The 24734-nt window shown below is 41.5% G+C and carries 23 protein-coding genes and 1 tRNA gene; 20 read left to right on the top strand and 4 right to left on the bottom strand.

What is annotated here, in order from left to right; translation table 11 throughout:
• Nucleotides 1–64 precede the first annotated feature (64 nt).
• The 5 genes from F947_RS03355 to F947_RS03335 all read left to right on the top strand — a co-directional run bounded on the left by F947_RS03355 (nucleotide 65) and on the right by F947_RS03335 (nucleotide 5339).
• Nucleotides 65–1003 carry a diacylglycerol/lipid kinase family protein gene (locus F947_RS03355; RefSeq protein WP_004972135.1) on the top strand — a complete coding sequence of 313 codons (939 nt, stop codon included), beginning with the start codon at nucleotides 65–67 and terminating at the stop codon, nucleotides 1001–1003.
• Complete coding sequence (locus tag F947_RS03350) at nucleotides 984–1757, top strand: metallophosphoesterase family protein (protein ID WP_004972133.1); 774 nt, start codon at nucleotides 984–986, stop codon at nucleotides 1755–1757. The genes F947_RS03355 and F947_RS03350 overlap by 20 nt, the downstream gene beginning before the upstream one ends.
• A 185-nt stretch (nucleotides 1758–1942) precedes the next feature.
• Nucleotides 1943–2233 carry a co-chaperone GroES gene (locus F947_RS03345; protein WP_004972131.1) on the top strand — a complete coding sequence of 97 codons (291 nt, stop codon included), beginning with the start codon at nucleotides 1943–1945 and terminating at the stop codon, nucleotides 2231–2233.
• 59 nt (nucleotides 2234–2292) lie between these two features.
• Nucleotides 2293–3927, top strand: a complete 1635-nt coding sequence (groL, locus tag F947_RS03340; RefSeq protein WP_004972130.1) for a chaperonin GroEL — start codon at nucleotides 2293–2295, stop codon at nucleotides 3925–3927.
• A gap of 260 nt (nucleotides 3928–4187) precedes the next feature.
• Nucleotides 4188–5339, top strand: coding sequence for a helix-turn-helix domain-containing protein (locus F947_RS03335; protein ID WP_004972128.1), 1152 nt, complete (start codon nucleotides 4188–4190; stop codon nucleotides 5337–5339).
• A 38-nt stretch (nucleotides 5340–5377) separates the two neighbouring features.
• Here F947_RS03335 and F947_RS03330 read toward each other — a convergent pair whose 3' ends face one another.
• Nucleotides 5378–6574 carry a hypothetical protein gene (locus tag F947_RS03330; RefSeq protein ID WP_004972126.1) on the bottom strand — a complete coding sequence of 399 codons (1197 nt, stop codon included), beginning with the start codon at nucleotides 6572–6574 and terminating at the stop codon, nucleotides 5378–5380.
• A gap of 244 nt (nucleotides 6575–6818) precedes the next feature.
• Here F947_RS03330 and F947_RS03325 point away from each other — a divergent pair, with 244 nt between their 5' ends.
• From F947_RS03325 to F947_RS03315, 3 genes are all read left to right on the top strand, one after another.
• Complete coding sequence (locus F947_RS03325; RefSeq protein WP_004972124.1) at nucleotides 6819–9923, top strand: multidrug efflux RND transporter permease subunit; 3105 nt, start codon at nucleotides 6819–6821, stop codon at nucleotides 9921–9923.
• Nucleotides 9924–10088: 165 nt separating this feature from the next.
• Entirely contained in the window at nucleotides 10089–11423 is a 1335-nt protein-coding gene (gene mgtE, locus F947_RS03320; RefSeq protein WP_004972121.1) for a magnesium transporter, read from the top strand.
• A 145-nt stretch (nucleotides 11424–11568) separates the two neighbouring features.
• On the top strand, nucleotides 11569–12159 hold the full coding sequence (locus F947_RS03315) for a DUF4112 domain-containing protein (RefSeq protein WP_004972119.1): 591 nt from the start codon (nucleotides 11569–11571) through the stop codon (nucleotides 12157–12159).
• Between the two features lie 111 nt (nucleotides 12160–12270).
• On the opposite strand, the gene htpX is transcribed toward F947_RS03315, so the two are convergent.
• A complete protein-coding gene (gene htpX, locus F947_RS03310; protein ID WP_004972117.1) occupies nucleotides 12271–13176 on the bottom strand; it encodes a protease HtpX in 906 nt (301 codons plus the stop codon).
• Between the two features lie 188 nt (nucleotides 13177–13364).
• Nucleotides 13365–14252, bottom strand: coding sequence for a lytic transglycosylase domain-containing protein (locus F947_RS03305; protein ID WP_004972115.1), 888 nt, complete (start codon nucleotides 14250–14252; stop codon nucleotides 13365–13367).
• A gap of 557 nt (nucleotides 14253–14809) precedes the next feature.
• Between F947_RS03305 and ttcA the strand changes: the two genes are divergently transcribed.
• Nucleotides 14810–15730 (top strand): tRNA 2-thiocytidine(32) synthetase TtcA, encoded by a 921-nt coding sequence (ttcA, locus tag F947_RS03300; RefSeq protein ID WP_004972112.1) that lies wholly within the window; start codon nucleotides 14810–14812, stop codon nucleotides 15728–15730.
• 248 nt (nucleotides 15731–15978) lie between these two features.
• Complete coding sequence (locus tag F947_RS03295; RefSeq protein ID WP_004972111.1) at nucleotides 15979–16362, top strand: SCP2 sterol-binding domain-containing protein; 384 nt, start codon at nucleotides 15979–15981, stop codon at nucleotides 16360–16362.
• Between the two features lie 163 nt (nucleotides 16363–16525).
• Here F947_RS03295 and F947_RS03290 read toward each other — a convergent pair whose 3' ends face one another.
• A complete protein-coding gene (locus F947_RS03290) occupies nucleotides 16526–17641 on the bottom strand; it encodes an MltF family protein (protein ID WP_004972108.1) in 1116 nt (371 codons plus the stop codon).
• Nucleotides 17642–18004: 363 nt separating this feature from the next.
• Here F947_RS03290 and greB point away from each other — a divergent pair, with 363 nt between their 5' ends.
• From greB to F947_RS03245, 10 genes are all read left to right on the top strand, one after another.
• Nucleotides 18005–18502: a transcription elongation factor GreB gene (gene greB / locus F947_RS03285; RefSeq protein ID WP_004972106.1), complete on the top strand. Its 498-nt coding sequence runs from the start codon at nucleotides 18005–18007 to the stop codon at nucleotides 18500–18502.
• An 86-nt stretch (nucleotides 18503–18588) separates the two neighbouring features.
• A tRNA-Ser gene (locus F947_RS03280) sits at nucleotides 18589–18678 on the top strand.
• Between the two features lie 800 nt (nucleotides 18679–19478).
• Entirely contained in the window at nucleotides 19479–20597 is a 1119-nt protein-coding gene (locus F947_RS03275; RefSeq protein ID WP_004972104.1) for a hypothetical protein, read from the top strand.
• Entirely contained in the window at nucleotides 20594–20941 is a 348-nt protein-coding gene (locus F947_RS03270; RefSeq protein WP_004972103.1) for a hypothetical protein, read from the top strand. Before F947_RS03275 ends, F947_RS03270 begins: the two co-directional genes overlap by 4 nt.
• Nucleotides 20942–20954: 13 nt before the next feature.
• Entirely contained in the window at nucleotides 20955–21218 is a 264-nt protein-coding gene (locus tag F947_RS03265) for a hypothetical protein (RefSeq protein WP_004757428.1), read from the top strand.
• 37 nt (nucleotides 21219–21255) lie between these two features.
• Nucleotides 21256–21405, top strand: coding sequence for a hypothetical protein (locus F947_RS14685; protein ID WP_004757430.1), 150 nt, complete (start codon nucleotides 21256–21258; stop codon nucleotides 21403–21405).
• A 199-nt stretch (nucleotides 21406–21604) separates the two neighbouring features.
• On the top strand, nucleotides 21605–21988 hold the full coding sequence (locus F947_RS03260; protein WP_004972101.1) for a hypothetical protein: 384 nt from the start codon (nucleotides 21605–21607) through the stop codon (nucleotides 21986–21988).
• Nucleotides 21989–22079: 91 nt separating this feature from the next.
• Entirely contained in the window at nucleotides 22080–22382 is a 303-nt protein-coding gene (locus F947_RS03255; protein WP_004972099.1) for a hypothetical protein, read from the top strand.
• Between the two features lie 32 nt (nucleotides 22383–22414).
• Nucleotides 22415–23452: a DUF932 domain-containing protein gene (locus F947_RS03250; protein ID WP_004972096.1), complete on the top strand. Its 1038-nt coding sequence runs from the start codon at nucleotides 22415–22417 to the stop codon at nucleotides 23450–23452.
• 148 nt (nucleotides 23453–23600) lie between these two features.
• Nucleotides 23601–24692 carry a YqaJ viral recombinase family nuclease gene (locus tag F947_RS03245; RefSeq protein ID WP_004972094.1) on the top strand — a complete coding sequence of 364 codons (1092 nt, stop codon included), beginning with the start codon at nucleotides 23601–23603 and terminating at the stop codon, nucleotides 24690–24692.
• Nucleotides 24693–24734 lie beyond the last annotated feature (42 nt).

The raw sequence follows: 24734 nt of genomic DNA, 5'->3' as shown, positions 1-24734 counted from the left end.
GCTGCTTTTCATTCTGCATCTATTGGTTGAAATTAGAGCAAAAGCTTTAAAATGATTGAAGAAAATGTCGACAACATTACAGCCTTTATCTCTTATTTATAATCAAAAATCAGGATTTCATGCCACACAGCAAGAAGGTGTATATGAAGAACTGTTGCATGTTTTGTCACAGCATGGTTTTGAAATCCAATTGTTTGAAATGGGTGAAATCGCCAATTTTGATCAACTGATGCAACAGGTGTTAGCACGGCATCAAGCAGCGCAGTTAAGCGGTGTTGTGGTTGCAGCGGGTGGAGATGGTACTTTAAATGCGGTTGCTGCAAAGTTAAAAGGGACATCTATCCCCATGGGTATTTTGCCTTTGGGCACGTTTAATTATGTGGCGCGCTTACTGAATATTCCGCTAGATTTAATTGAAGCAGCGCATGTCATCGCAACTGGCAGTACGCGTGCTGTGCATGTGGCACAAATCAATCAACACATCTATTTAAATAATGCCAGTTTGGGTTTATACCCTTTATTTATTCAAAAACGTGAGCGTTATAACCGTTATTTAGGACGCTTTCCTTTACATGCCTATACCTCGGCTTTAGATGTACTGCTGCGTGACCGTAAAGAATTAAAATTAGAAATAGAGGTCGATACAAAGCGCTATCCGCTGAAAACGCCGCTCATTTTCTTTGGGAATAATCAATTACAACTGTCTGAAATGAATTTACGTATTGCCAAAGCTGCTGCAGCAGGCAAAGTCGCAGGTGTTGCAGTGGCAAAGTCCGATAAATTGACTTTATTTAAAATTCTGTGGCAATTAATTCAGGGGAAGGCTGAGCAAGCCAATGATATGTACAGTTTTGCAGCAGAGCAGGTGGTCATTCATAGTAAACGCCAACAACTGACCGTGGCGCTTGATGGAGAAATTGTCAAAATGCGCCCACCACTGCGTATTTCTGTATTGAAAAATGCATTGAAGATTAAGGTGCCGCATGCTGCTGCATCTGTCTGATTTGCACTTTGGCACTGAAAATGTGGCTTGTATGCAGGCAGTACAACAACTGTGTGCAAGTATGCGACCGGAAGCGGTTGTGGTCAGTGGTGATTTAACCCAACGTGCACGCTATGCACAGTTTTATGCTTGTAAGCATTTTTTAGACAGTTTGAATTTACCGTATTTGGTTGTGCCAGGAAATCACGATATTCCGCTATATCATCTTTGGAATCGTTTTTTTAGTCCGTTTGCGCGGTATCAGTTGTTTTTTGGGCGCATGGAAAGTGTGTTGGAAACGCAACATTTTTATCTGATAGGCGTAAATAGTATTCGACGCCGTTTTCATACTCGCGGGCATATTTCTTTAAGTCAAATTCAGGAAGTTGAAGCTTTGCTACAAGTTGCGCCAAGTAATAAGTTTAAAATTTTGGTGGCGCATCAACCATTTTATACACCACCAGATGATCGCCACAGCATTAAAGATTGCCCAGTGTTGGGGCGAATTGCCTTAGAGCAGTGGAGTAAAAATGGTTTATATGCCTTGCTGCATGGGCATTTACATCAACCCGCAGTATATGACTTAAATCAAATTTATGCCTTAGGCGCAGCGCATCCTGTGCTGGATATTCATGCGGGTACTGCAATTTCATATCGTTTGCATCAAGGTATGCCGAATAGCTTAAATGTATTGTATAACAATGGTGATGTGCAGCATTACATTTTTGATGCTGAAAAAAAGCAATTTGTGTTGTGGCAACAAAATGCAGAATAAATCACCGATCTAGCCAACTTGTCTAAAAAAACAACAAAAATTGAAAAATTTTTAGCTTTTCCCCTTGAAGCGTTTTTTTCCATCCCCACAACTGTGTCATCTAAAATTTATTTTGATGATGACCAAAGGAATAATTAAGTCGTCATCAGGAATCTATACATTGACTTAGTCTAATGGAGTTATTTATGAGCAACATTCGTCCATTACATGACCGCGTAGTTATTCGTCGTGTTGAAGAAGAAACAAAAACAGCTGGCGGTATCTTGCTTCCAGGTTCTGCTGCAGAAAAACCAGCCCAAGGTGAAGTGATTGCAGTAGGGAATGGTCAAATTACAGACAATGGCGTACGCGCTTTAGACGTAAAAGTGGGCGACAAAGTCTTGTTTGGTACTTATGCAGGCACCACAGTTAAAGTAGACGGTGAAGAACTTCTAATTATGAAAGAGTCTGATATTTTAGCGGTACTTGAAGGCTAAGTTCAGAACTCATATTCAAAGCAAATTTGAACATTATTTAAAAATATTTGGAGTTAAACATGTCAGCTAAAGACGTAAAATTTGGTGATTCAGCTCGCACAAAAATGATCGCAGGTGTAAACGTACTTGCAGACGCAGTTAAAGTAACTTTAGGCCCTAAAGGTCGTAACGTAGTGATTGACCGTTCTTTCGGTGCGCCGCACATCACTAAAGATGGTGTATCTGTTGCGAAAGAAATCACCTTGAAAGACAAGTTTGAGAACATGGGTGCTCAGCTTGTACGTGAAGTGTCTAGCAAAACCAATGATATCGCAGGTGACGGTACGACCACTGCAACAGTACTTGCACAAGCCATTTTAAATGAAGGCATCAAATCTGTAACTGCGGGCATGAACCCAATGGATTTGAAACGTGGTATCGACCTTGCTGTAAAGGCAGTCGTTGCAGACATTAGAGCAACGGCTAAACCTGCTTCTGACACGAAAGCGATTGAGCAAGTAGGTTCTATTTCTGCAAACTCGGACACTACTGTGGGCAAGTTAATTGCAGAAGCAATGGAACGCGTTGGTAAAGAAGGCGTAATCACTGTTGAAGAAGGTTCAGGCTTTGAAGACGCGCTGGACGTTGTCGAAGGTATGCAGTTTGACCGCGGTTATATCTCACCATACTTTGCAAACAAACAAGATACTTTAACTGCAGAACTTGAAAACCCATTCATTTTGTTGGTAGACAAAAAAGTGGGCAACATTCGTGAATTAATCACAGTGCTAGAAGCAGTTGCGAAAACAGGTAAGCCATTATTGATTATCGCTGAAGATGTTGAAGGCGAAGCGTTGGCAACACTTGTTGTAAACAACATGCGCGGCATCATTAAAGTATGTGCAGTGAAAGCACCTGGTTTTGGTGATCGTCGTAAAGCAATGCTTCAAGATATTGCAATCTTGACAGGCGGTACGGTTATTTCTGAAGAAATTGGTATGTCTTTGGAGCAAACATCACTAGAGCATTTGGGTAGCGCGCACAAAGTTACAGTCTCTAAAGAAAACACCGTGATTGTGGATGGTGCTGGTGATGCAAATCAGATTTCTGAGCGTGTTCAGCAAATCCGTGCGCAAATCGAAGAATCTACTTCTGAATATGACAAAGAAAAACTTCAAGAACGTGTTGCTAAATTAGCAGGCGGTGTAGCAGTCATCAAAATTGGTGCTGCAACTGAAGTTGAAATGAAAGAGAAGAAAGACCGTGTGGATGATGCGCTTCACGCAACTCGCGCTGCGGTTGAAGAAGGTGTTGTTGCAGGTGGTGGTGTTGCACTGGTGCGTGCTGCATCTGCACTTGATGGTCTGACTGGTGCTAACGATGACCAAAACGTAGGTATCAACATTCTTCGTCGTGCAATTGAAGCTCCGCTTCGTCAAATCGTAGCCAATGCTGGTGATGAGCCATCTGTAGTAATCAATGCTGTGAAGAACGGTGAAGGTAACTATGGTTATAACGCTGCGACTGGTGAATATGGCGACATGTTGGAAATGGGTATTCTTGACCCTGCAAAAGTAACTCGTTCTGCACTTGAGCATGCAGCGTCTGTTGCTGGCCTGATGTTAACAACAGAATGTATGATTACTGAAATTCCAGAAGACAAGCCAGCAATGCCAGATATGGGTGGCATGGGTGGTATGGGCGGTATGATGTAAACCTCAGCGTACCCAAACTTCAAAAACCTCGTATCGTCAGATACGGGGTTTTTTTTATGGCGTAGTTTTTGTAATGTAGAGATTGCACACATGAAAAGACAAAATCACCTAGCTATTTTTTATTTACACATTAAATGTGTAATATGTATCTAAACTCCTTTTTTTTGTGAATAAAACTCATTATTCTTTTTAGAACAATAAGAAAAACAAATGATTAAATAAATGTAATGCAGATTGGAGTAGGCATAAAGGGGATAAAAATGGATAACCGAGAACACGAAATTATAGGCAGTATTTATGATGCCGCTGTAGATGTGAATTTATGGCCGCAAGTAATTGAAAAAATTGTTCAATATACAGACAGTAAAACCGCCATTTTTACTGCCTTAGATCAATTTAGTCCAAGTTACGATTTTTTATTTAGTCACAATATTCCAGATGAAGCTTTGCATGCCTATCGTGATGAGCGGATTCGTGTGATTGACATGCAGTTACACCGAGTATTGTGGGAAAATTTAGGTGTGGGCCAAGTAGCGAGCTCGGATTTATCGCATTATGGGGAAAACCCTGAAAGTGATGAATATATCTTTTATGAACGGTGTTTGAATCCGACGGGAATTAGTTATATCTCGGCTGTTTTGCTCGATCAGGGTTCACATCGCTGGGCGGTTTTGGGATTACACCGTGCGCCAGATGTAGCGCCGTATCAACAAAAAGAGTTGGATTTTTTAAAGCATTTGGGTGTGCATTTACGCCGTGCTTTACAAATCCATCGTCAGTTTAGTTTGGTTAAACAAGAAAATTTAAGTTTGTATAGCGTGCTCGATCATTTAAAAACAGGTGTAATTTTGCTTGATCATCAGCTGAGTTTGACTTATTCAAACCCTTTAGCTCAAAGCATGCTGGAACACGATTCATGTTTAGATTTGGATTTGTATAATCGATTAAAAACCCATGCTTATGATCAAAGTCGTTTAGATCAACTATTACATTCAGCGTTGTTGGGACAGTCGGCATTAAACGCAGATGTAGGCGGTGTATTGTCTTTGTCAGATGCGAAAGGACAACAATTAATGCTGACTATCGTACCTTGTTCTAAATTAAAAAATATGCAGCATCAAAATGCAGGACAACATCAAATTGCGGTATTTCTGACCGATAAACATCAGCACTATGCCTTGTCTAAAGCCTATTTGCAGCAAGCTTATCAATTATCTAAACGTGAGTTTGAGTTGTGTGAGTTGTTGTTGAATGGTTATAAGTTAGAAGAAATTGCGGAACATTGCGGGATTACCCTCAGTTCGGTGCGCACTTATTTTAAAAATATTTATGAAAAAACCCAATGCAACTCGCAAATTGAACTTATGCATTTATTAATGGGTTGTACCATTCATTTTGAGCATATTGGTTAAAGCTGCCTAAGTTTGGCTTAGGCAGCTTTAAAATATGTTTAGTTACTACGTTGTAGGGTAACAGAGTCTTCGCCTTGCGGATGCAAGGTTAGGCTTGTTCCGGAGATGCTATAAGTTGCATTCACTTTACTGCCATCCCAAGAGTCTTGTAAGCCACCGCAATCGTTGGTGTCATATAACACTTCTGTTGCGGTAAGTGTATTGGCTGTCATTGAATATTTGCCATATTCAATACCTGGGTTAGCGCAATCATCATCGCCTTCAGTGTCTAACAAGAAATAGAATCCTGTGTCAAAGAAAGCAAATAAATGAGTTTGATTAAATTGCCAAGTGCCGACTAAACCTGATGATTGTTTGACTTTAGTTAAAATATAGGTGCTATTACTTCCTACATCAGTCAGCACTAAATCTGTACCGTTATAACTTAGGCGGTAATGACCATCATTGTCTGGATGTGAAAGCCCGTAGTCTCCATTAGTATCTACTGAGATCACAGGGCTCAGCGCTGAAGTTAAAGCATTCCAATTTAGTCGTCCTGTTTCGATACCAGACTTCCCTGTTTCATCAGCTACATCTGCTTCACCTAGCGCATAACGTCCGTCTGGTAAAATATGTAATATAACAGCAGTGCTTTCAGTACGCCCAATTTCCCAAGTGCCTGCAATATCTTTATAGAAAGTGGCTTGGAAGTTTTCTGCAGCTTTTTCAGGTGTCACGATTCGATCTAGTGGGATATCGGTTTTAGGGATCACTTCATTGACAAACGTAGTTGAAAACTCTGCGGGTGTTTGCTCGAAATTCATATTCACAGCGGTTAAGGCTGTTTGAGTGTCTGCAGTAATTTCAATTCCATTGCTATGGTCGCCATCGCTATCTAAAGATTGTAAAAATACCATTAAGTTGGTACGGGCATTTTCACTTTCAGCCAAATCTAGTGGGGTAATACGTGCTTTAGCTTCAATGGCTTCACCAAGTTGCACATCACCAATAAAGAAGCGAACAGTATCACCCTCAGCATATTCAAACTCACCTTTATCATTGGTGATACCTTCAATACTTTCACCTGAACTCGAAGCTCTGAGATATTTAACCCCAGTTACAGGGCCATCGGTCAGTACACCAATCTGTGTTGCTGAACTCGGTGGCGGATTCTGATTGCTACCAGAATCATTGTCTGACCCGCCACATGCACTGAGTAAACCTGCTAAGGCTAAGCAAATTAACGTTTTTTTCATCATGATTTCCTTGTCATCTCGTTGTTTATAGACAAAGTATAAAAACATGGCTGAGTCGCTGCATATCCTAAAATGAGGAGGTTAAGGGCTTAAATCTGTGAGAAAAAATGAAGAAAAAACAATATTTTTGTGAAAAAGTATAATTTTTTGATTTTCAGTCACGGAAGATCCACTCGCCTATGTTAATTTGAAGAAAAATATTGCGTGTTTAAGCCCAATCGCCACCAGAAAGTGATCTTGTTCTATGCTGTCTAAATTTTTTATTGAACGTCCTATTTTTGCAGGTGTGCTCGCCATTGTGGTGATGGCACTGGGGATTTTTTCAGTATTAAATTTACCTGTAGAACGCTACCCAGACATTGCACCACCTCGTATCACCGTCAGCGCAACGTATACAGGAGCTTCGGCAGAAACTGTTGAAGAAAGCGTCACACAGGTTTTGGAACAGCAAATTAAAGGCTTAGATCACTTACTGTATTTCAGTTCTAGCAGTGATTCTTCAGGACGAAGTCGCATCAGCATTAGCTTTGAAAATGGTACCAACCCCGATACCGCACAAGTCCAGGTACAAAATGCGATTAATGGCGCAATTAACCGCTTACCTGAAGATGTGCAACGTCAGGGGGTAAATGTCTTTAAATCATTGGGTGATACCCACATGGTCATTGGGCTGTACGATGCCACAGGCAAAAGCAGCAATATTGCATTGTCTGACTATATGATGAGTCATTTAGAGCAAGAGTTGGCACGCATTGAAGGTGTGGGTGAGGTCGATGTTTTTGGTGCGCAATATGCAATGCGGATTTGGCTGAATCCGATAAAGTTAAAACAATATGTGCTGATGCCAAGTGATGTACGTGCTGCGGTATTGGCACAAAATACTCAAGTTGCAGCAGGGGCAATTGGTGAATTACCCACAGCACAAGAACAATATCTCAATGCCAAAGTCACCTCAGGTTCACGCTTAAAAACGGTAGAAGAATTTGAAAATATTATTTTAAAAGCAGATCAGGCAGGTGGCTTTGTTTATTTAAAAGATGTGGCACGTATTGAACTTGGTGCAGAAAATTATCAAAACTTTAATACCATTAATGGTTTTCCATCGGCAGGGATGGGGATTTCTTTATCGTCTGGTACCAATGCGTTACAAACTTCAGCCTTAATTCAAAAACAAATTGAGCATTTAAAACAACAATTGCCCGAAGGTTACCAAATTGTCTATCCACGCGATAACACACCCTTCGTGCAGGAATCAATTAATGAAGTGGTGAAAACTTTAATTGAAGCGGTGATTTTAGTTGTCATCGTGATGTTCTTGTTTTTACAAAACTGGCGCGCGACGCTTATTCCTACCGTAACCGTGCCTGTGGTGATTTTAGGCACTATGGCCGTGTTGCAACTCTTTGGCCTAAGTATTAACACGCTGACCTTATTCGCTTTGGTTTTAGCGATTGGTTTATTGGTGGATGATGCGATTGTCGTGGTGGAAAACGTCGAGCGTTTAATGCACGAACAGCAGCTCTCGGCTAAACAGGCATCTATCGCATCTATGCAGGAAATTAGCGGTGCTTTGGTCGGCATTACCTTGGTTTTGACCGCAGTATTTATTCCAATGGCATTTTTTGGTGGTTCGACTGGAGTAATTTATCGCCAGTTTTCTATCACCTTAGTGACTGCGATGGCGCTGTCTTTAGGTGTGGCCTTAATTTTAACGCCTGCTTTGTGTGCTTTGATTTTAAAACCCAATTCACAACCTGCTCAATGGGCCATCTGGTTTAATCAAAAACTGGAAAGCTTAAAACAACACTATCTCAAATTATCAGGCTGGACGATTCAGCATAAAGCGATTTGTCTGGTTATTTTTGCAGGCTTACTGACGGTTTTTGCTTTGTTTTACCGTGCCCTACCTACCAGTTTTATTCCTAATGAAGATCAGGGCATGTTGTCGGTGCAATTTAAATTACAGGAAGGTGCGCCGTTGTCTAAAAGTCGTGAAGTGGGCGAAAGCATACGCGAATACTTTATGCAGCATGAAGCCCATAATGTCGATTTGGTGATGATTCGTTATGGACGTAATTTTTCAGGAACAGGGCAGAATTTAGGTCAGGGTTTTATTGCGCTAAAACATTGGGATGAGCGTCAAGGGCAGCAACATACTGCACAAGCCATTCGTGAACGTGCCATGCAGCATTTTCGACAGCACCCCAATGCACAAATTACCATTGGTATGCCCGCGGCAGTCCGTGGTTTGGGACAAACCGATGGCTTAGAGTTTTGGATGCGAGATGTGAATGGTACAGGACGTGATTTTTTAACCCAGCAATTTCAAAATTTGCAGCAGCAAGCCACTCAATATCAAAGCTTTAAGAATTTAGATCAACGTGCCAATCCTGAAAAAGCAGAGCTAAACGTCACGATTGATCAGAAACAGGCGATGGCAGCAGGTTTAAATCAAACGGCGATTAACAGCACTTTAGCGGCAGCTTGGGGCGGTAGTTATATCAACGACTTTATTGACCGTGGTCGAATTAAACGTGTGATTATGCAGGGTGATGCCGAATTTCGTGGTAAACCTGAAGATTTGAATCAATGGTCGGTACGCAGTCAGCAAAATCAAATGGTACCTTTTAGCCAGTTTGCTCAACTCAGTTGGAGCGGTGGGCCAGAAGTCGTCAATCGTTTTATGGGGTATAGCGCCGTGCAAATGGAAGCCGATACTGCCGAAGGATATAGCTCAGGGCAGGCGATGCGTGATTTAGAACAGATGGTGGCACAGCAGCAGGGCATTGACTTGGCATGGAGTGGGTTGTCTTTTGAAGAAAATCAGTCTAGCAATCAGGCTTTGTTACTGTATTTGGTTTCCATCGGGTTTATTTTCTTGTGCCTTGCGGCCTTGTATGAAAGTTGGAGTATTCCAACAGCCGTGATGAGCGCCATTCCTTTAGGGATTGGTGGAAATATTATTTTTAGCTATTTGGCAGGTTTCCCGAACGATATTTATTTCCAAATTGCCTTGCTTACCACCATTGGTTTGTCATGTAAAAATGCCATCTTAATTGTGGAATTTGCTTCGGCTGCGCAGCAACAAGGCAAACAAGTCATCCAAGCCGCTTTGGAAGGTGCGAGTTTGCGGCTTAGACCAATCTTAATGACCTCATTGGCATTTGGTGCAGGTATTTTACCGTTGGTATTTGCGTATGGTGCAGGTGCAGCAAGTCGTCAGGAAATTGGGGTGAGTGTTTTGGGTGGGGTAATTTTTGGCACAATTTTAGTGCTCGTTTTTATTCCATTTATGTACGTGCTGATTCGTTCTATATTTCAAGTGAATCGTTCATCACCCATAAACTAAAGATGTTTTTTATTAGGCACTTAGCAAAATTATAGGCTATGATATGAAACGCTAAAAATCTTGCATAAATCTACAGATTTTCGGTTTTTTAAGGGTTGGTTTGGGCCGAGACACTGCGCCCATTCTTCATTTTACGTTTTTGGAATGATGGAGTGGGTGAGAGCAATGACCAATCTGCACGCTGAACAGTTAGAACAAGCCTTACAATTGCATCAGCCAAGCACAGTACACAGCCTGATCGACAGTATCAATCCTGCCGATTTAGCCGACTTAATGCAGTATTTAAGCCTGAAAGCACAGCTGAGTTTAATTGAACAAATTGACAGTGCTGCCTTGGTGATGGAATTTTTACCACTGCATTCACAACTTCAAATTGCCGAAGCGATTGCACCGCAGCAATTGGTCAAACTGATTTCAGCCATGCATTCAGATGACCGCACCGACTTATTTAAGTTACTTTCTCCGCATTTACAGCGTTTTGTCAGCTTACACATTACGGAAGAAAAACGCGCACAGATTCAGACTTTAGCGCGCTATCCTGAAGAATCTGCGGGCGCGATTATGAGTTCGGATTTCGTGGTGCTCTCGCCAGAACTGAACATGCAGCAAGCTATAGATGAATTGCGCAGAATGACCACAGATCGGGAAACTTTGTACCTGATTTATATTGTCGATGAACTAATGAAACTATTGGGGGTTATTTCTTTAAGGGAAATTATTCAAAACCCGCCTGAACAAAAAATTAAAAATGTGATGTGCACCGATTTGGTCACAGGTTTGGTGACTGAAGATCAGGAAAGTATCGCGCAAAAACTCAGCCATTATGATTTTTTGGCCTTACCGATTGTAGATGATGCACAGCATTTACTGGGGATTGTCACCTATGATGATGCGATGGACGTGGTACAGGCAGAAACTACAGAAGACTTTTTAAAATCCAGTGCGGTAGCGTCTTCACCTGGCATGAGTATAAAAACTGCGCCAATTTTATTTTTATATCGCAAACGTGTGTTTTGGTTGGTGATTTTGGTATTTGGCAGTTTATTGTCTGGAATTGGCATTGCGCATTATGAAGACACTATTGCAGCACATATTGTACTGGTTTTTTTCTTGCCGCTTTTGGTCGGTAGTGGTGGTAATGCGGGTTCTCAGTCTGCGACCTTAATGGTACGGGCACTGGCTACAGGTGATGTGCAATTTAAAGATTGGCTGCATTTACTCGGACGTGAAAGTTTGGTGGCGCTATGTTTGGGTGGAACTATGGCTTTTGCGGTTTCAATTTTAGGCTATTACCGTGGCGATATGATGGTGTCTGTGGTATTGGCACTGAGTATGCTGGGCATTGTGCTGATGGGCTGTTTAATTGGCATGAGTTTGCCTTTTATTTTGCATCGCCTGAAACTAGACCCTGCCAGTGCCTCTGCGCCTTTGGTAACCTCGATTTGTGATGCAACGGGCGTGGTGGTGTACTTATTTATTGCTTCACAGTTGTTACTTTAAACACTGTCGGTGATGATGACTTATTCAAGACCTCATCTTAAACTTTTTGCATTGATCAAAATTCTGTTTATAAAATCATAACAGACCTGAGTAAAAAACTGCTTTATTCTCAAGTAGATTGCATTTACCCAACGATACGTTTTCTATGCCAGAACCTGCATCTTCAAAAAAACTTAGCCAGCAAGAGGTGATTCGCTTAGAGCGCGATTTAGCCAAGTTTGCCAATATGATGGATTCTGTGGTGCGTATTCCATTTACCAAGCAGGGCGTGGGAGCAGATGCCGCATTAGGCACTGTACCTGTCGCGGGGGATGTCGCAGGTTTTGCACTGACCTGTTATGCGATTTATAAAGCCAAACAAATTGGTGTACCACAAACCAAACTCACTCCCGTGATTAAACTTGCTGTGATGGATGCAGTAGTTGGTTTTGTGCCAATTGTCGGCACAGTATTTGATGTATTTATTCGTCCAAGCCGTAAAGCTTTAGATGTAGTGCATACGCATATCCGTGAAGAATATCAGATTCACAGTGAGCATCATGTGGTACATCCTTTTTTACATGAGCGATTGGAACGTAAACAGCAGCAGTCAGCATTTTGGCGTAATCCTGTAGTGGCATGGCTGTGGCTACATTTGCCTGATTTGCTTGGTGTGATTTTTCTTATTTTCTTTATTTGGGCAGCATGGCTCGGTGCAAGTTGGTTGTGGCACTGGTCACAAAGTTTTGCTGTTTAAATGAACCTGTTTAAAGTACAAAACCATCTGGCAGATCTAATTTACAGACATGAAAAAAGCTTCCCTGAGGAAGCTTTTTGGTGTCGCTGTTACAATATCTTGCTAGCAGTATTAAGGTAAATTTAATTGCTGTAGAGCTGCAACACGTTGTTCAATGCTTGGGTGAGTTTGGAATAACGCTGCCAAGCTAAAACCTTCTTCTTTACCTGCAGAAATCGCAAAAGCTTTCATTTCTTTTGGCATTGCATCTGGCATTTCAGATTCTGCTTGTAAGCGTAATAATGCAGAAATCATGGCTTGTTTACCTGCCAAACGTGCACCTGCTTCATCGGCACGGTATTCACGTTGACGCGAGAACCACATCACGATTGAAGAGGCCAAAATACCAAATACGATATCCAGTACAATGGTAATTGCAAAATAAGCCAAGCCTGGTGCTTCGCCATCTTCACGACCAAATACGTTACGGTCAATGAAGTCACCTGCAACACGGGCAAAGAACATGACGAATGCGTTGACCACACCTTGAATCAGTGCCAAGGTCACCATGTCACCATTGGCAACGTGACCAATTTCGTGTGCCAAAACTGCACGTAATTCATCTTTGTTCATACGCTCAAGCAGCCCTGTAGATACAGCGACTAAAGCATCGTTTTTATTCCAACCTGTTGCAAAAGCATTCGATTGGTAAGAAGGGAAAATACCCACTTCTGGCATTTTGATACCAGCACGTTGCGACAATTGCGCAACTTCATTTAATAACCACGCTTCAGCTTGGTTACGAGGGGCATTCGGGTCAATTAATTCAGTCCCAGTTGTTTTTTTCGCCATCCATTTAGACATGAATAGTGAAATTAAAGAGCCAACCATACCAAAGACAAAACAGATGACCAACAGGTTGCCTAGGTTTAAGCCACCCGCGCCATGGTAACTACCGACACCGAAGAGTGACAAAATTATGCCAGCTACAACCAGTACCGCGAGGTTGGTTAGCAAGAACAAACCAATCCGCATCATTGAGTAAATCCTCTTATATTAAAAATGTAATCTGATTTATTAATAAACCATGCCGTAAATATGCGGTGTATGTATTAAAAATTCAAGAAAAATAATAAAACTGTACTAAAAATATTTTGAGCTGATACTGCAATCGGCACTTCATTTGAGCTTGCGGCAACGCAAGCTCAAATGAAGTGCTGTAGCTTTTATTCTGAAATAAAAATACGTGCCGAAGCCGTGGCATTCCCTGTCGCGTAAGAACCTGCAGGTGCATCGGTAAAGCGACCATCGGCAGCCATAATAATTTGACGTTGTGGACGTTTGTTTGCCGCCACTTGATGATTACTGGCAGTGTAATTGTCTGACTGCGCAATCACTTGTGCATTTTGACTCTGAGTATTGCTATTGTTATTTGCCGTAATCGCGTTACTGCCAGAACTTGCACTAACGCCGCTAGCATATAGGTTGCTATAGCGACTGGTCACACGACGTACATAATCCTGTGTTTCACGAAAAGGCGGTACGCCGCCGTATTTTGCAACATTGCCTTCGCCTGCGTTATAGCCCGCCAAAGCTAAAGTGGTGTTGCCATTAAAGCGTTTGAGTAACCAAGCCAAGTATTTTGCACCCGCCATAATGTTTTCATGCGGGTCATAAGCATTGCTAACATTAAAACGTCGTGCTGTCGCAGGCATGAGCTGCATTAAACCTTGCGCACCGACAGGCGAGCGGGCGTTGACATTAAAACCTGATTCGGTATGCATCACTGCTTTAATTAGACCTTCTGAAACACCGTGTTGTTGTGCTGCTTGCTGAATAATGTGGTCAAAGGCGTTTTTATTGCGGCTATAACTTGGCAATACCGACGCTTCGGAATTGCCCCAGTTGCGATAACTGTGAATATTGCTGTCTGGATAATATGTGACTTTTACTTTTGTCAGTGAACGATCTGCACTTTTACGGTTGGTCAGCAAGGTACTGCCATTGCTGTCCTTATACATATAAATTTGACCTGCGTGCGTTGTCGTTGCCAAAGGCATGATGCTGGCAGTCCCCAAAATATACAGTAAAAAGGCATTAATTTTATTGTTCATGCTGTGAATACACTAAAAGCTGTCCCCAAACAGTTATGAGGAGTTTAACAAAAATCTCACAGATGAAAAGGCTTTGTACAAATTCATTTACAGTAGTGTCGAAAAAAATCAAGCTTAATTGCTGACAGAGTAATCAAAAAAAATATTTATTTTTTTTTAATTGGATCAGCTTGACACACTTAAGTGTATGATTTTAAATTAAAATAAAATCGATTAAAAAGTGATCAATTTAAAGAGAAGCCTTAGAATAACGGCAAGAGGCGTTGTCAAGTTGTTTTAAATCCACAAAGTTATCCACAGCTTTTGTGGAAAACTGTGGAAAAGTCCAAAAGATAAGCATCTTGGCGAAAAAGTGAACCTGAGGGTTCAAACTTGCCACAGAAAAAAACGATCTGCGCAGATAGAAATAAAGTGTGTAAACAGAAATGAACGCGCAGTCAGAAATTAAGTTCTTTGACGAAAAGGAAGATTGCGATGAAATTACATTCTTTTGATGCGGGATTGGTCTGAATCGGCTAAAATTGCGCGGTAATTTTTTTCATGGGTTAATCGCGTCTATGTTCTCACCAGTTGAGTCCGATCAAGGCTTTAATTTCAAACCAGAACTTCCAACCAGCTCTGCGTATTATCGTTTGTTGAAAAAGCTGCGTCGTCAAGTCGGGCATGCGATTCGTGACTTCAACATGATTGAAGATGGCGATAAAGTCATGGTGTGTATTTCTGGTGGTAAAGACAGTTATACCTTGTTGGACATTATGTTGCAGTTCAAGCGCATCGCACCCATCAATTTTGATGTGGTGGCTGTGAACTTAGACCAAAAGCAACCAGGCTTCCCTGAAGATGTATTGCCGCGTTATTTAGAAGAAAATAACATCCCATATTACATATTAGAAAAAGACACCTATAGCATCACCAAGCGTTTAACGCCTGAAGGTAAAACTTACTGTGCAGTGTGTTCGCGTTTGCGTCGTGGTTCTTTGTATGGCTTTGCGCAGGAAATAGGGGCAACCAAAGTGGCGCTTGGGCATCACCGTGATGATATTTTGGCGACTTTTTTCTTAAACTTGTTCCATGGCGGTAGCTTAAAAGCCATGCCACCGAAGTTGTTGTCATCAGACAAGAAAAATATGCTGATTCGTCCACTGGCTTATGTGGAAGAAAAAGACATCATTAAATATGCAGAAATGCGTAAATTCCCAATTATTCCGTGTAACTTGTGTGGTTCACAGGAAAACTTACAGCGTGCCATTATTAACGACATGTTACGTGAGTGGGATAAAGCACATCCTAAGCGTTTGCACAGTATTTTTGGCGCATTACAGAATGTATCGCCATCGCAGTTGGCAGACCGTGAATTATTCGACTTTGAAGCGTTAGACAGCCAGCGCGTATTTGATTTTGCCGATCAGGCCGAAAAAAACGCAGCAGAGCAAAACAAACGCATCAATATGGTCAATTTAGGCTACGCTGCAGACTAAGCGATAACAGCCTGTCAATCCCTTTAAAATGTAATCAACACCAAGCCAGAGCTTGGTGTTTTTTTATGAATTTGATTTATTTGAGAAAGTCGTTATTTCGACTAAAAATACAAAAACTGAACGTCCCGTACAAAATTTCTTAGCCTTTCACGAAAGGTTCATGCTATAACAATCAGCAAGCAAAACAGCTTAATAATGATGGTGTCTGGATAGACAACACACATGCACAAATATATTGAGGAAAAATCATGCCTGCTTTTTTAACTGATGATTGGTTTGCAACTGTAGAAAATCTAACGGCTCAAGCTGGTGATTTAAACCTACCTCCAGCACTTGCAAATCTGGCAATTAACTTAGTGGTGACTGATGCTGCAGGCAACACAGAATTGTCTTTAGATGGCGGTAAAATCCAAAAAGGTTTGGCGGACAACGCAAAAACAACATTAAATATGGATGCGGAAACTTTACGTAAAGTATTCCTAGAGTTTGACATGGCGGCTGCTATGCAAGCCTTTATGACAGGTAAAATCAAAGTACAGGGCGATATGTCACAATTAATGGCATTACAAACTGCAAAACCAAGCCAAGAACAAAAAGACTTATTTAAGAAGATTCTTGAGCAATCTGCTTAATTCAAGCGATTTACGCTGTAGCAGGCGAATTTCCCGCTATAGTACAAAAAAGCCTAGCTGAAGTATCAACTAGGCTTTTTTATGCACTGCAGCTTTAACAGCGCATTATTCATGTTTGAATTGCAGCTGATATACACTGCAACTCAATCACGCGAGGTAAATTTTAGATATTCACCAATTGCGGTGTGGTCTTAATATGCTCAAGGTAGGCGCGAATACGAGTCACATATTGCACTGCTTGACGATAACGACCGTTGCTCGCTTTGTTACGGTCTAAATACGCATATAGGTTAACCCAATTGTTCGGGTTTTTGCCTTGTGAGCGAATACGCTTCTGAATTTGACTGACTGCACCAGGACCCATGTTATAAGCGACTAGGGCATACCAGTTACGATCAGGAAATGGAATATGCTCATAACGGCTCAGCATTTGGTCATAATACTTAGCACCACCCTGAATACTTTGTGCAGGATCGGTACGGTTGCTTACGCCCATTGCTTTGGCTGTATTATTGGTCAGCATCATAATACCGCGCACACCTGTTGGCGAAACCGAGTTGGGTTTGAGGTAAGATTCCTGATAACCAATTGCCGCCAAAAGATGCCAGTCTAAATCGTACTGCGTGGCAGTCTTTTTAAAGTTGGCCTTATATAAAGGTAAACGATTACGCAAATCCCGCTGGATCACATCCCACGATTCTTGCTTGACCACATTACGATTATAAAATGAAGCCAATTGGGTAATTGAGCCGTTTTGCTTGCCACGACAAACAAAGTTGCTTGCGGTTTGGCTAAGTGGATCATCTGCGTGTTTAAACACCCAGTTCAGCTCACTATTTAAACCATTACGCTTTAAAGTATTTAAATCGCCGCAACTGGCAGAAAATGCCGTGAGTTGCTGCTTTTCGATGCTTTGGATACTCGACGTGGTCATGGCAAAGTTCGCTTTACCAGAAGACACCCATTTTAAAGCGGTCGCATTGTCGCTTACCGTTTTAAATTCGAGTTTCACATTCATGCTGTCGGCATAGTTACGCACAAGGTCATAACCAAAGCCATGTAAATGTTGTCCATCTTTAAACACTGTGGTTGGATTTTCCACAGACACAACGGTCAATTTGTTCTGATTGACGACGCTGTCAAATTGATGAACGGCTTTGCCTGCGTTAATACTGTGGAATGGGAGAAGAACAGTACTGAAAGCGAGGACTTTGAATGGGAGGCGATTAAAAAATGAGTGAAGGCTAAGCCTAGACCCAGACGTTGAACTACTGTGCATGTTGGCTCCGCTACAAGTAATTTATGCCCTAAAAAGCAAAGGCAACACACCTTAAACTTTTTCAAGTTTGATAAATTCAATAAGGGTTGGGCAGTCATGACGTCATTCAAAATGACTTGGGATTAAAGGGAAAATGTGTAAAATTTATACACAGGTTAAAAAGTGATCAAAACTAAAAGATGTGCGAATAATAAAGATGAAAATTTTGGATGTCAAATTTTGTACATAAATTTTTTGAAAAATGTAACATAAGATATTCATTTCATTGAGAAATAAATTTTATAAATTTTTATTGTGTATAAAAATGCAATAAAATATAGGATTGATGTTAACCAAATGTAAAAAACCGGCTGCAAAAACACCATGAAATCTAACTTAATTACACGTTCTGGACACGATAAACTCGTGGCAGAGTTACAGCATTTGTGGCATGAAGAACGCCCTGAAATCACCAAAAAAGTAAACTGGGCGGCAAGTCTCGGCGATCGCTCTGAAAACGCAGATTACCAATATAACAAACAGCTTTTGCGTAAAATTGACCGTCGGGTACGTTATTTGGGCAAGCGTTTAGAAGAGCTGCGTATTGTCGATTTTGCACCAGAACAAGAGGGTAAAGTATATTTTGGCGCATGGGTCGAAATTGAAAATGAACAAGGCGAGCAAAAGACCTTGAGAATTGTGGGCGTGGATGAAATTTATGATCATCATCCACAACATATTTCGATTGATTCACCTATGGCTAGAGCTTTGTTGTCTAAACAGGTAGATGATGAGGTGGAAGTGCAGACGCCGCTAGGCAAAAAGAGTTGGTTTATTAATTCGATACGCTATGAAAAGCCTGAAATTGCAGAAAATGACTGATTTTTGATTTTATTTTGAACATTTGGATCATAATTTTTAGAAACTATTTGCCAAGCTGAATTTTTCTTTATATGATAGCCGCCATTGGAAGCGTGGCAGAGCGGTTTAATGCACCGGTCTTGAAAACCGACGAGGGTGTGAGTCCTCCGTGAGTTCGAATCTCACCGCTTCCGCCAAATTTTAAGATAAGCTCTTGTTTTTACAAGGGCTTTTTTTATGCCCTTGAGTTTGTCCCACATTGAAGCCCACATAAATTATTTGACTATTTTAGTCTTTTTTAAGTCGTTTAAGAGCTAAATGGACATTAGATGTATTTAATAATGGGATTTTGGGGTTTTTATAACTCATATACATTAATAGTCTACTTATCTAAAAAAGTGAGAAGCTGGAACTTATAAGCATCTTACAGATGTAGCATTACAATAATAGTTAAAAAATTGTGAGAAAGTCTCATTGGGTTCAAAAGCAAGAATGTGATTAAAAAAATTGAATAAGTAAGTGGCATTGGATATTTAGCATGCATTTTCTTAACAGAAGTGGCTACAACCAATAAACCATTATTTTTTATATGTTTTGAAGTTGACACTATTCAGTGCGCAGATTATCCTTTTTTTGCTGGCCTACATTGCTAGTGGGTTTTGACAGACCCAATAACAAAGACAATGTGTAAACTCTGTTTTACACATTGGAAACCCGTTCGTCCCCCTTTTCTCTATGGTAGGGCGGAAGGGGGACGCGCTTACGCGTGCTGGTTTCTTTGTTACCAGTCTGTCAACCCTCTTTCGTTCTGCCACCATCAATTGACAGTGATCTGGTAGAACTCTTTAAAACAAAGGAGTGAGCCATGTGTTTACTGAATTTTTTGCATAACTTTATCTTTCATTACCCGAACTATGAATATCGGCAGTGTTTTTAACATCTGCAAACAGACAACTGTTTTATAAAAATAAATATTCATAATGTGAGGGTAATCTATATGTGGGGATATCGTCCTTTATTGACCTGTATGCTCGGGTCATGTCTATTAGTGGGGTGTGGTGATCGCCCTTCGAGTAAAGAAACAGGAACTGCATCAAATAATCAAGCGATCAGTCAAAGAGTTACCTTTGATACGAGACCCGTGTTAATTCCTGGGGATCAGTTGCCACCATTTGAAATCGTTAATGATGACATTCCTTATGAAGTAGATTTGTTTAGCCAATACCTTCATCGTGATTTGGAGAGTAAAGAGCTATTTAAGAAACTACGTCAAGATTTGAAGTTAAGTGCTGATGAGTTATTGATCGTTGGTAATAGGGAGCCATTAATAACTCCTCAAAATCAAGGATTCTTTTTAGGTAGTCATCCTGAAGAAGGATTGTTCACAGCTGCAAATAAAGTGGTGATCGATCATGTACGCTTACTGAAAAAATATAACCCAACTGAGCGTCAGCCAACAGAAAGTACACAAATTTATCAACAGCGCATACTTCAAGAAAGGCAGCAACATGAAAAAGTAACATCTAATATGCAAGTAGATTTGGGGAGATTAGAGGATGCGCTAAATTTCTACACTCATCGTGGTCATCTACCTGACAACGATGGTGATGTTGCGCCAAGTTATTATGATCCAGATCGACAGATCATGCATTTGAAATACCCAAATCTTCATTATGAGGATAGTTATGATAGCGAAGGTTTGCTTGAGATACTCAGTGTTGAGTTTCGTTTAGTCCCTGCTGAAGCAGAAAAACTTTTAAAAATGATGCCTTATAGAGCTCCTAGCTTAGGTTTCGTCTATGGTGTTAAGGATGGGCGCTTAACATTGCTTGAGCTCGTTTTATATTCATTTGAAAAAGAAATTCCATTTATTATTACGACTATCCAACCAACACAATTCAAACGACAGTTTTTCAGAACTAAGGATGATCAAATCATCCAACCAGCAGTGTCCTCCCAAAATTTCACATTACATAAACCCTTCCAATTCCAATTTGGTATTAAAAGCTACGGCGCCAAACCTAAAGCGATGGATCCAAAACTGAATGAACTAGCGGCTTCGGAAGAAGATGCTGTAGCGCAGGAAAATAATGTAGAAGTGGAGGATGTGTCATGAAATTCAAGCAAAAATGGTTAGGTGGGATAAGTGGGCTTTTTATAGCTTGTAGCGTTCTAGTGGGATGTGGTGGCGTGCAATCTCAGAGTCCAAGCGCAGATACGATTTTGAAATATGCACGAGAAACAGATCCGAACATTGTGCAACTGCAGGTGCAAAAGTGTAAGGTATTTAATCTTTTTGAGGGTCAACCTGGAACAGGTCCTCAATATGATGTTCATCGCTGTACGATCCTTGTTGAGCGCATGAACCATGAGATTAATCAAACCTATACGCGAGAAGAGCTGTGGGATTTAGATCAGGATCAATATGATGGTTCGTGGTCAATATACAACTATAAATAATAGGTTTAATCACATGAAAAAAATCAATATGTGGATGTGCTGTATTGCCGCTGTAGTACTGATCAGTGGATGTTCATCAAAAGCAGAGTCAGAAATGAAGAAGGCTTGTAAGGCATCAGTAGGTGATCGTACTTTTTGCAATTGTCTCTATGACCGTATGGAAAAGCATTATGGTGAAGATGCACTCAATAAAATGGCTGACGGTGCAATGCCACCAGCTGGTTATGAGTCGAAGATGGAAATCTTTATGAATCAATGCCTAATGGAACAGCTCTAAATGCTTAAGCAAACTAAGGATATTTAAGGACTAAAATATGAAAAATTTTATAATCGCTTATGTGGTCGTTGCACTTTTATATTGGGCTAAATTGATCTTTGTGGGCGGATATTATGGCTCGGCTGCATTTTTATTGGGTCGAGCAATCATGTGGCCATTTATATTTTTAGGTTGGGTATTTGGTTGACCTAATAATGAAATGGTGAAGACTAAGTTGGGGAGGGATGGCATGCCGTCTCTCTTCATAAAGGATACATTTAAAAAATAAGAATAAAAATAAATCAAATACATATTACCTCAGTGAAGCATAAGCAGAAACAACGACACAGCAACGGCAGTCTCGCACTGCCATGTGTCCTTTAATTTTTCACTGAGGGAAAAAACTGATGAAAACAATGTTTAAACAATCCATGTGTTTTGCCGTGGTCATGTCTACGCTGGGTCTTGGACTCACAGGCTGCGGTGGCCTGCCTTCCGATGCACTGAATATTGAGCTCTTAGAAGAAGATACCAGTAACTGGTGGTCAGGCGATCAGCTTACGACGGTTATTCGGGTGCGCTCAACTGCAGCAGAAGACATCAGTATTCAAAATGTAGAGATCAACAACGGTGGCTGCCGTTACGGAGGCCGCCATAATCAAAGCACACAATTTCCAATCCGCTTATCCATGGGACAGTTTGTCCGTCTAGAATTAAAGAATTGCGACTATCAGGATGTGATTCAGGTGGATGTGGAAACCGATAAAGGCTTTGGCAGCTATAAATTCTAGCGTTTGAAACACATGAGACAATGCTCAACATTCTTGACCGTACCTTTTAAAGGTGCGGTTTTTTTATGCCGTAATTTTAGGAGGTCAGCCGATGACACAAATCACCTGTCCATTTTGTCACTCAGACAACTTAGTAACTCTTAGCCCACAGCAGGCAGGCTTGGGACAACTCGAAGTTTTACTGGAGGCGATGTCACCTGCAGCAATGGCAGCATTGGGCGTCAAGCTTTCCAGACAGCTCAACATTCCCCCAATCGTGGGTGGATTAATTGGTGTGGTGGTCGGTGGTGGATTAATGCTGATCAATCAGCAAATCCTGAGTAAATACCAGTCCTTAAATCACCGCTACCTCTGCAATGACTGTCAGAACAGCTTTGTCAGTGTTGCAGCCTGAATTCAGATTAAAACAGATTAAGGAATATCAAGATGGCACATCAAATTGAACAAATGGCATTTGTAGGACAAACCCCTTGGCATGGTCTGGGCAATCAACTCAGCCAAAACCAACCGATTGAAGTTTGGGCAAAGCAGGCAGGTATGGACTGGCGCATTGAGTCCTCCAATGTCAGCTACATGGCTCAAAACGCGCGTGGACAAAGCATTATCATGCCGTATGAAGAACAACGGGTACTGTATCGTTCAGATACCCATGCACCTTTATCGGTGGTCAGTCAGCGTTATCAGGAAGTCCAGCCGATGGAGATTCTGGAATTCTACCGTGATCTGACTGAACAATCAGGCTTTGAACTGGAAACCGCTGGTGTCCTAAAAGGTGGCAAGAAGTTCTGGGCGTTGGCGCGTACAGGACAAACCGCAGAATTGAAAGGTGGAGATGTCAGCAATGGCTATATTCTGCTGGCAACGGCATGTGATGGCACCTTAGCCACCACTGCACAATTCACCAATATCCGTGTGGTGTGTAACAACACTTTAGCCATTGCCTTGCGTGGGCAGAGTTCCAATGCAGGCGTGGTCAAAGTACCGCACAGTACCAAGTTCGATGCCGACAAGGTTAAAGATCAACTCGGTATTTCAGTCAAGACATGGAACGAGCATATGTATGAAATGAAACAGCTCACTCAACGTAAAGTCACCCAGAAAGAAGCAGCAGCTTATTTCGATGCGGTATTTAACAACAATAGCCTAAGTGCGATGGAACAGGAGGATAACATTATTCAGTACTACCGTAATGTTGCATCCCAAGCCAATACACAGCCCAATAAAACTGAACCGAATGGACGTGCCATGACCAAAGTCATGAATATGTTTACTGGGCAGGGACGTGGAGCAGACTTATCTTCAGCCAAAGACACAGCTTATGGACTGCTTTGTGCGATTACCGAGTTTGTGGATCACGAACGTCGAGCGATGAGTACCGATCACCGCCTTGACTCTGCTTGGTTTGGTGCAGGTGCAGCATTGAAACAACGTGGATTGGAACAAGCTTTACACTTGGCTGTTTAAGCTTGATTTAATCTTGAGATTTTATCATCAGGGCATGTGATCCGTACGATCAAGTGTCCTCCTAATTAACGATCCCTCTTTGCCACATCTTCGGATGTGGCTTTTTTTATGCCGTTTTTTTAGAACCTATTCAGATGAGGAACAGCACATGAACCAAAACATAACCACAATACCAACAGTAAATCCCACCACTTTAATCACCACTAATCCAACTGCTGTCGCTGATTCAGGACAGCTACATCCACCACAAGGCCCTTCAAAACGCAGCTTAAATGCCAGACGGCTGATCAACACCAAACAGCTGGACTATCAGGCATGGCTTGAAGTGCGTAAACAGGGGATTGGCAGCAGTGATGCCGCAGCCGCCTGTGGCTTGAATCCTTATATGTCGATGTTGGAACTGTGGATGATCAAAACAGGACGGGTACAACAAAATATTGAAGATGAAAGCTCAGGACATGCACCTTTATATTGGGGCAAGCAGTTAGAACCCTTGGTCGCAGAATACTATAGCATGCACACCAATAATAAAGTCCGTCGGGTCAATGCGGTGTTACAGCATCCTGATCCTGACAAAGCCTTTATGTTGGCAAACTTGGATTATGCCGTGGTGGGCAATGAAGACGTGCAAATACTGGAATGTAAAACTGCAGGGGAATATGGCGCCAAACTGTGGCGAGAAGGTGTGCCGTTATACGTGTTGTGTCAGGTACAACATCAACTGGCGGTGACAGGTAAGCAAGCGGCACATATTTGTGTGTTGCTGTGTGGACAGGAAACCAAAATCTACAAAGTCAGTCGTAACGAAGCCTTAATTGAACAAATCATTCAGGCAGAACGGCTGTTTTGGGAATGTGTAGAAAATGACGTTCCGCCAGCAGTGGATGCCAGTGAATCGGCAGCTAAAGCATTACAGCAACTCTATCCTGAACATACCCCTCTGAGCTGTGTTGATCTAACGGAGGTCGAACTTGCTAATGAACTGTTTGATCAGTTGATTGAAGAAAAGAAGCAGATTGAACAACACCAAAGTCAGTTTGACCTACTCAAACATCGTGTTCAGGCACTGATGCAGGAACATGAACGTGCTGTATTTCAGCAAGGTTCGGTGACATGGAAGAAAAGCAAGGACAGTATCAGCCTAGACACCAAGTCCTTACTTCAGCACCAACCTGAACTCATTCAACAGTACCCATTGCAGAAAGCAGGCAGTCGTCGTTTTAACATTTATAACGATTAGCTAAAAGCCTAGAGCCGAACACTCAGCAAGAAGAAACCTGAA

This window comes from Acinetobacter towneri DSM 14962 = CIP 107472 (assembly GCF_000368785.1).
GTDB classification, from domain to species: Bacteria; Pseudomonadota; Gammaproteobacteria; order Pseudomonadales; family Moraxellaceae; genus Acinetobacter; species Acinetobacter towneri.
The sequence above is the reverse complement of the archived record's forward strand: the minus strand, read 5'-3'. Positions and strand labels throughout refer to the sequence as shown.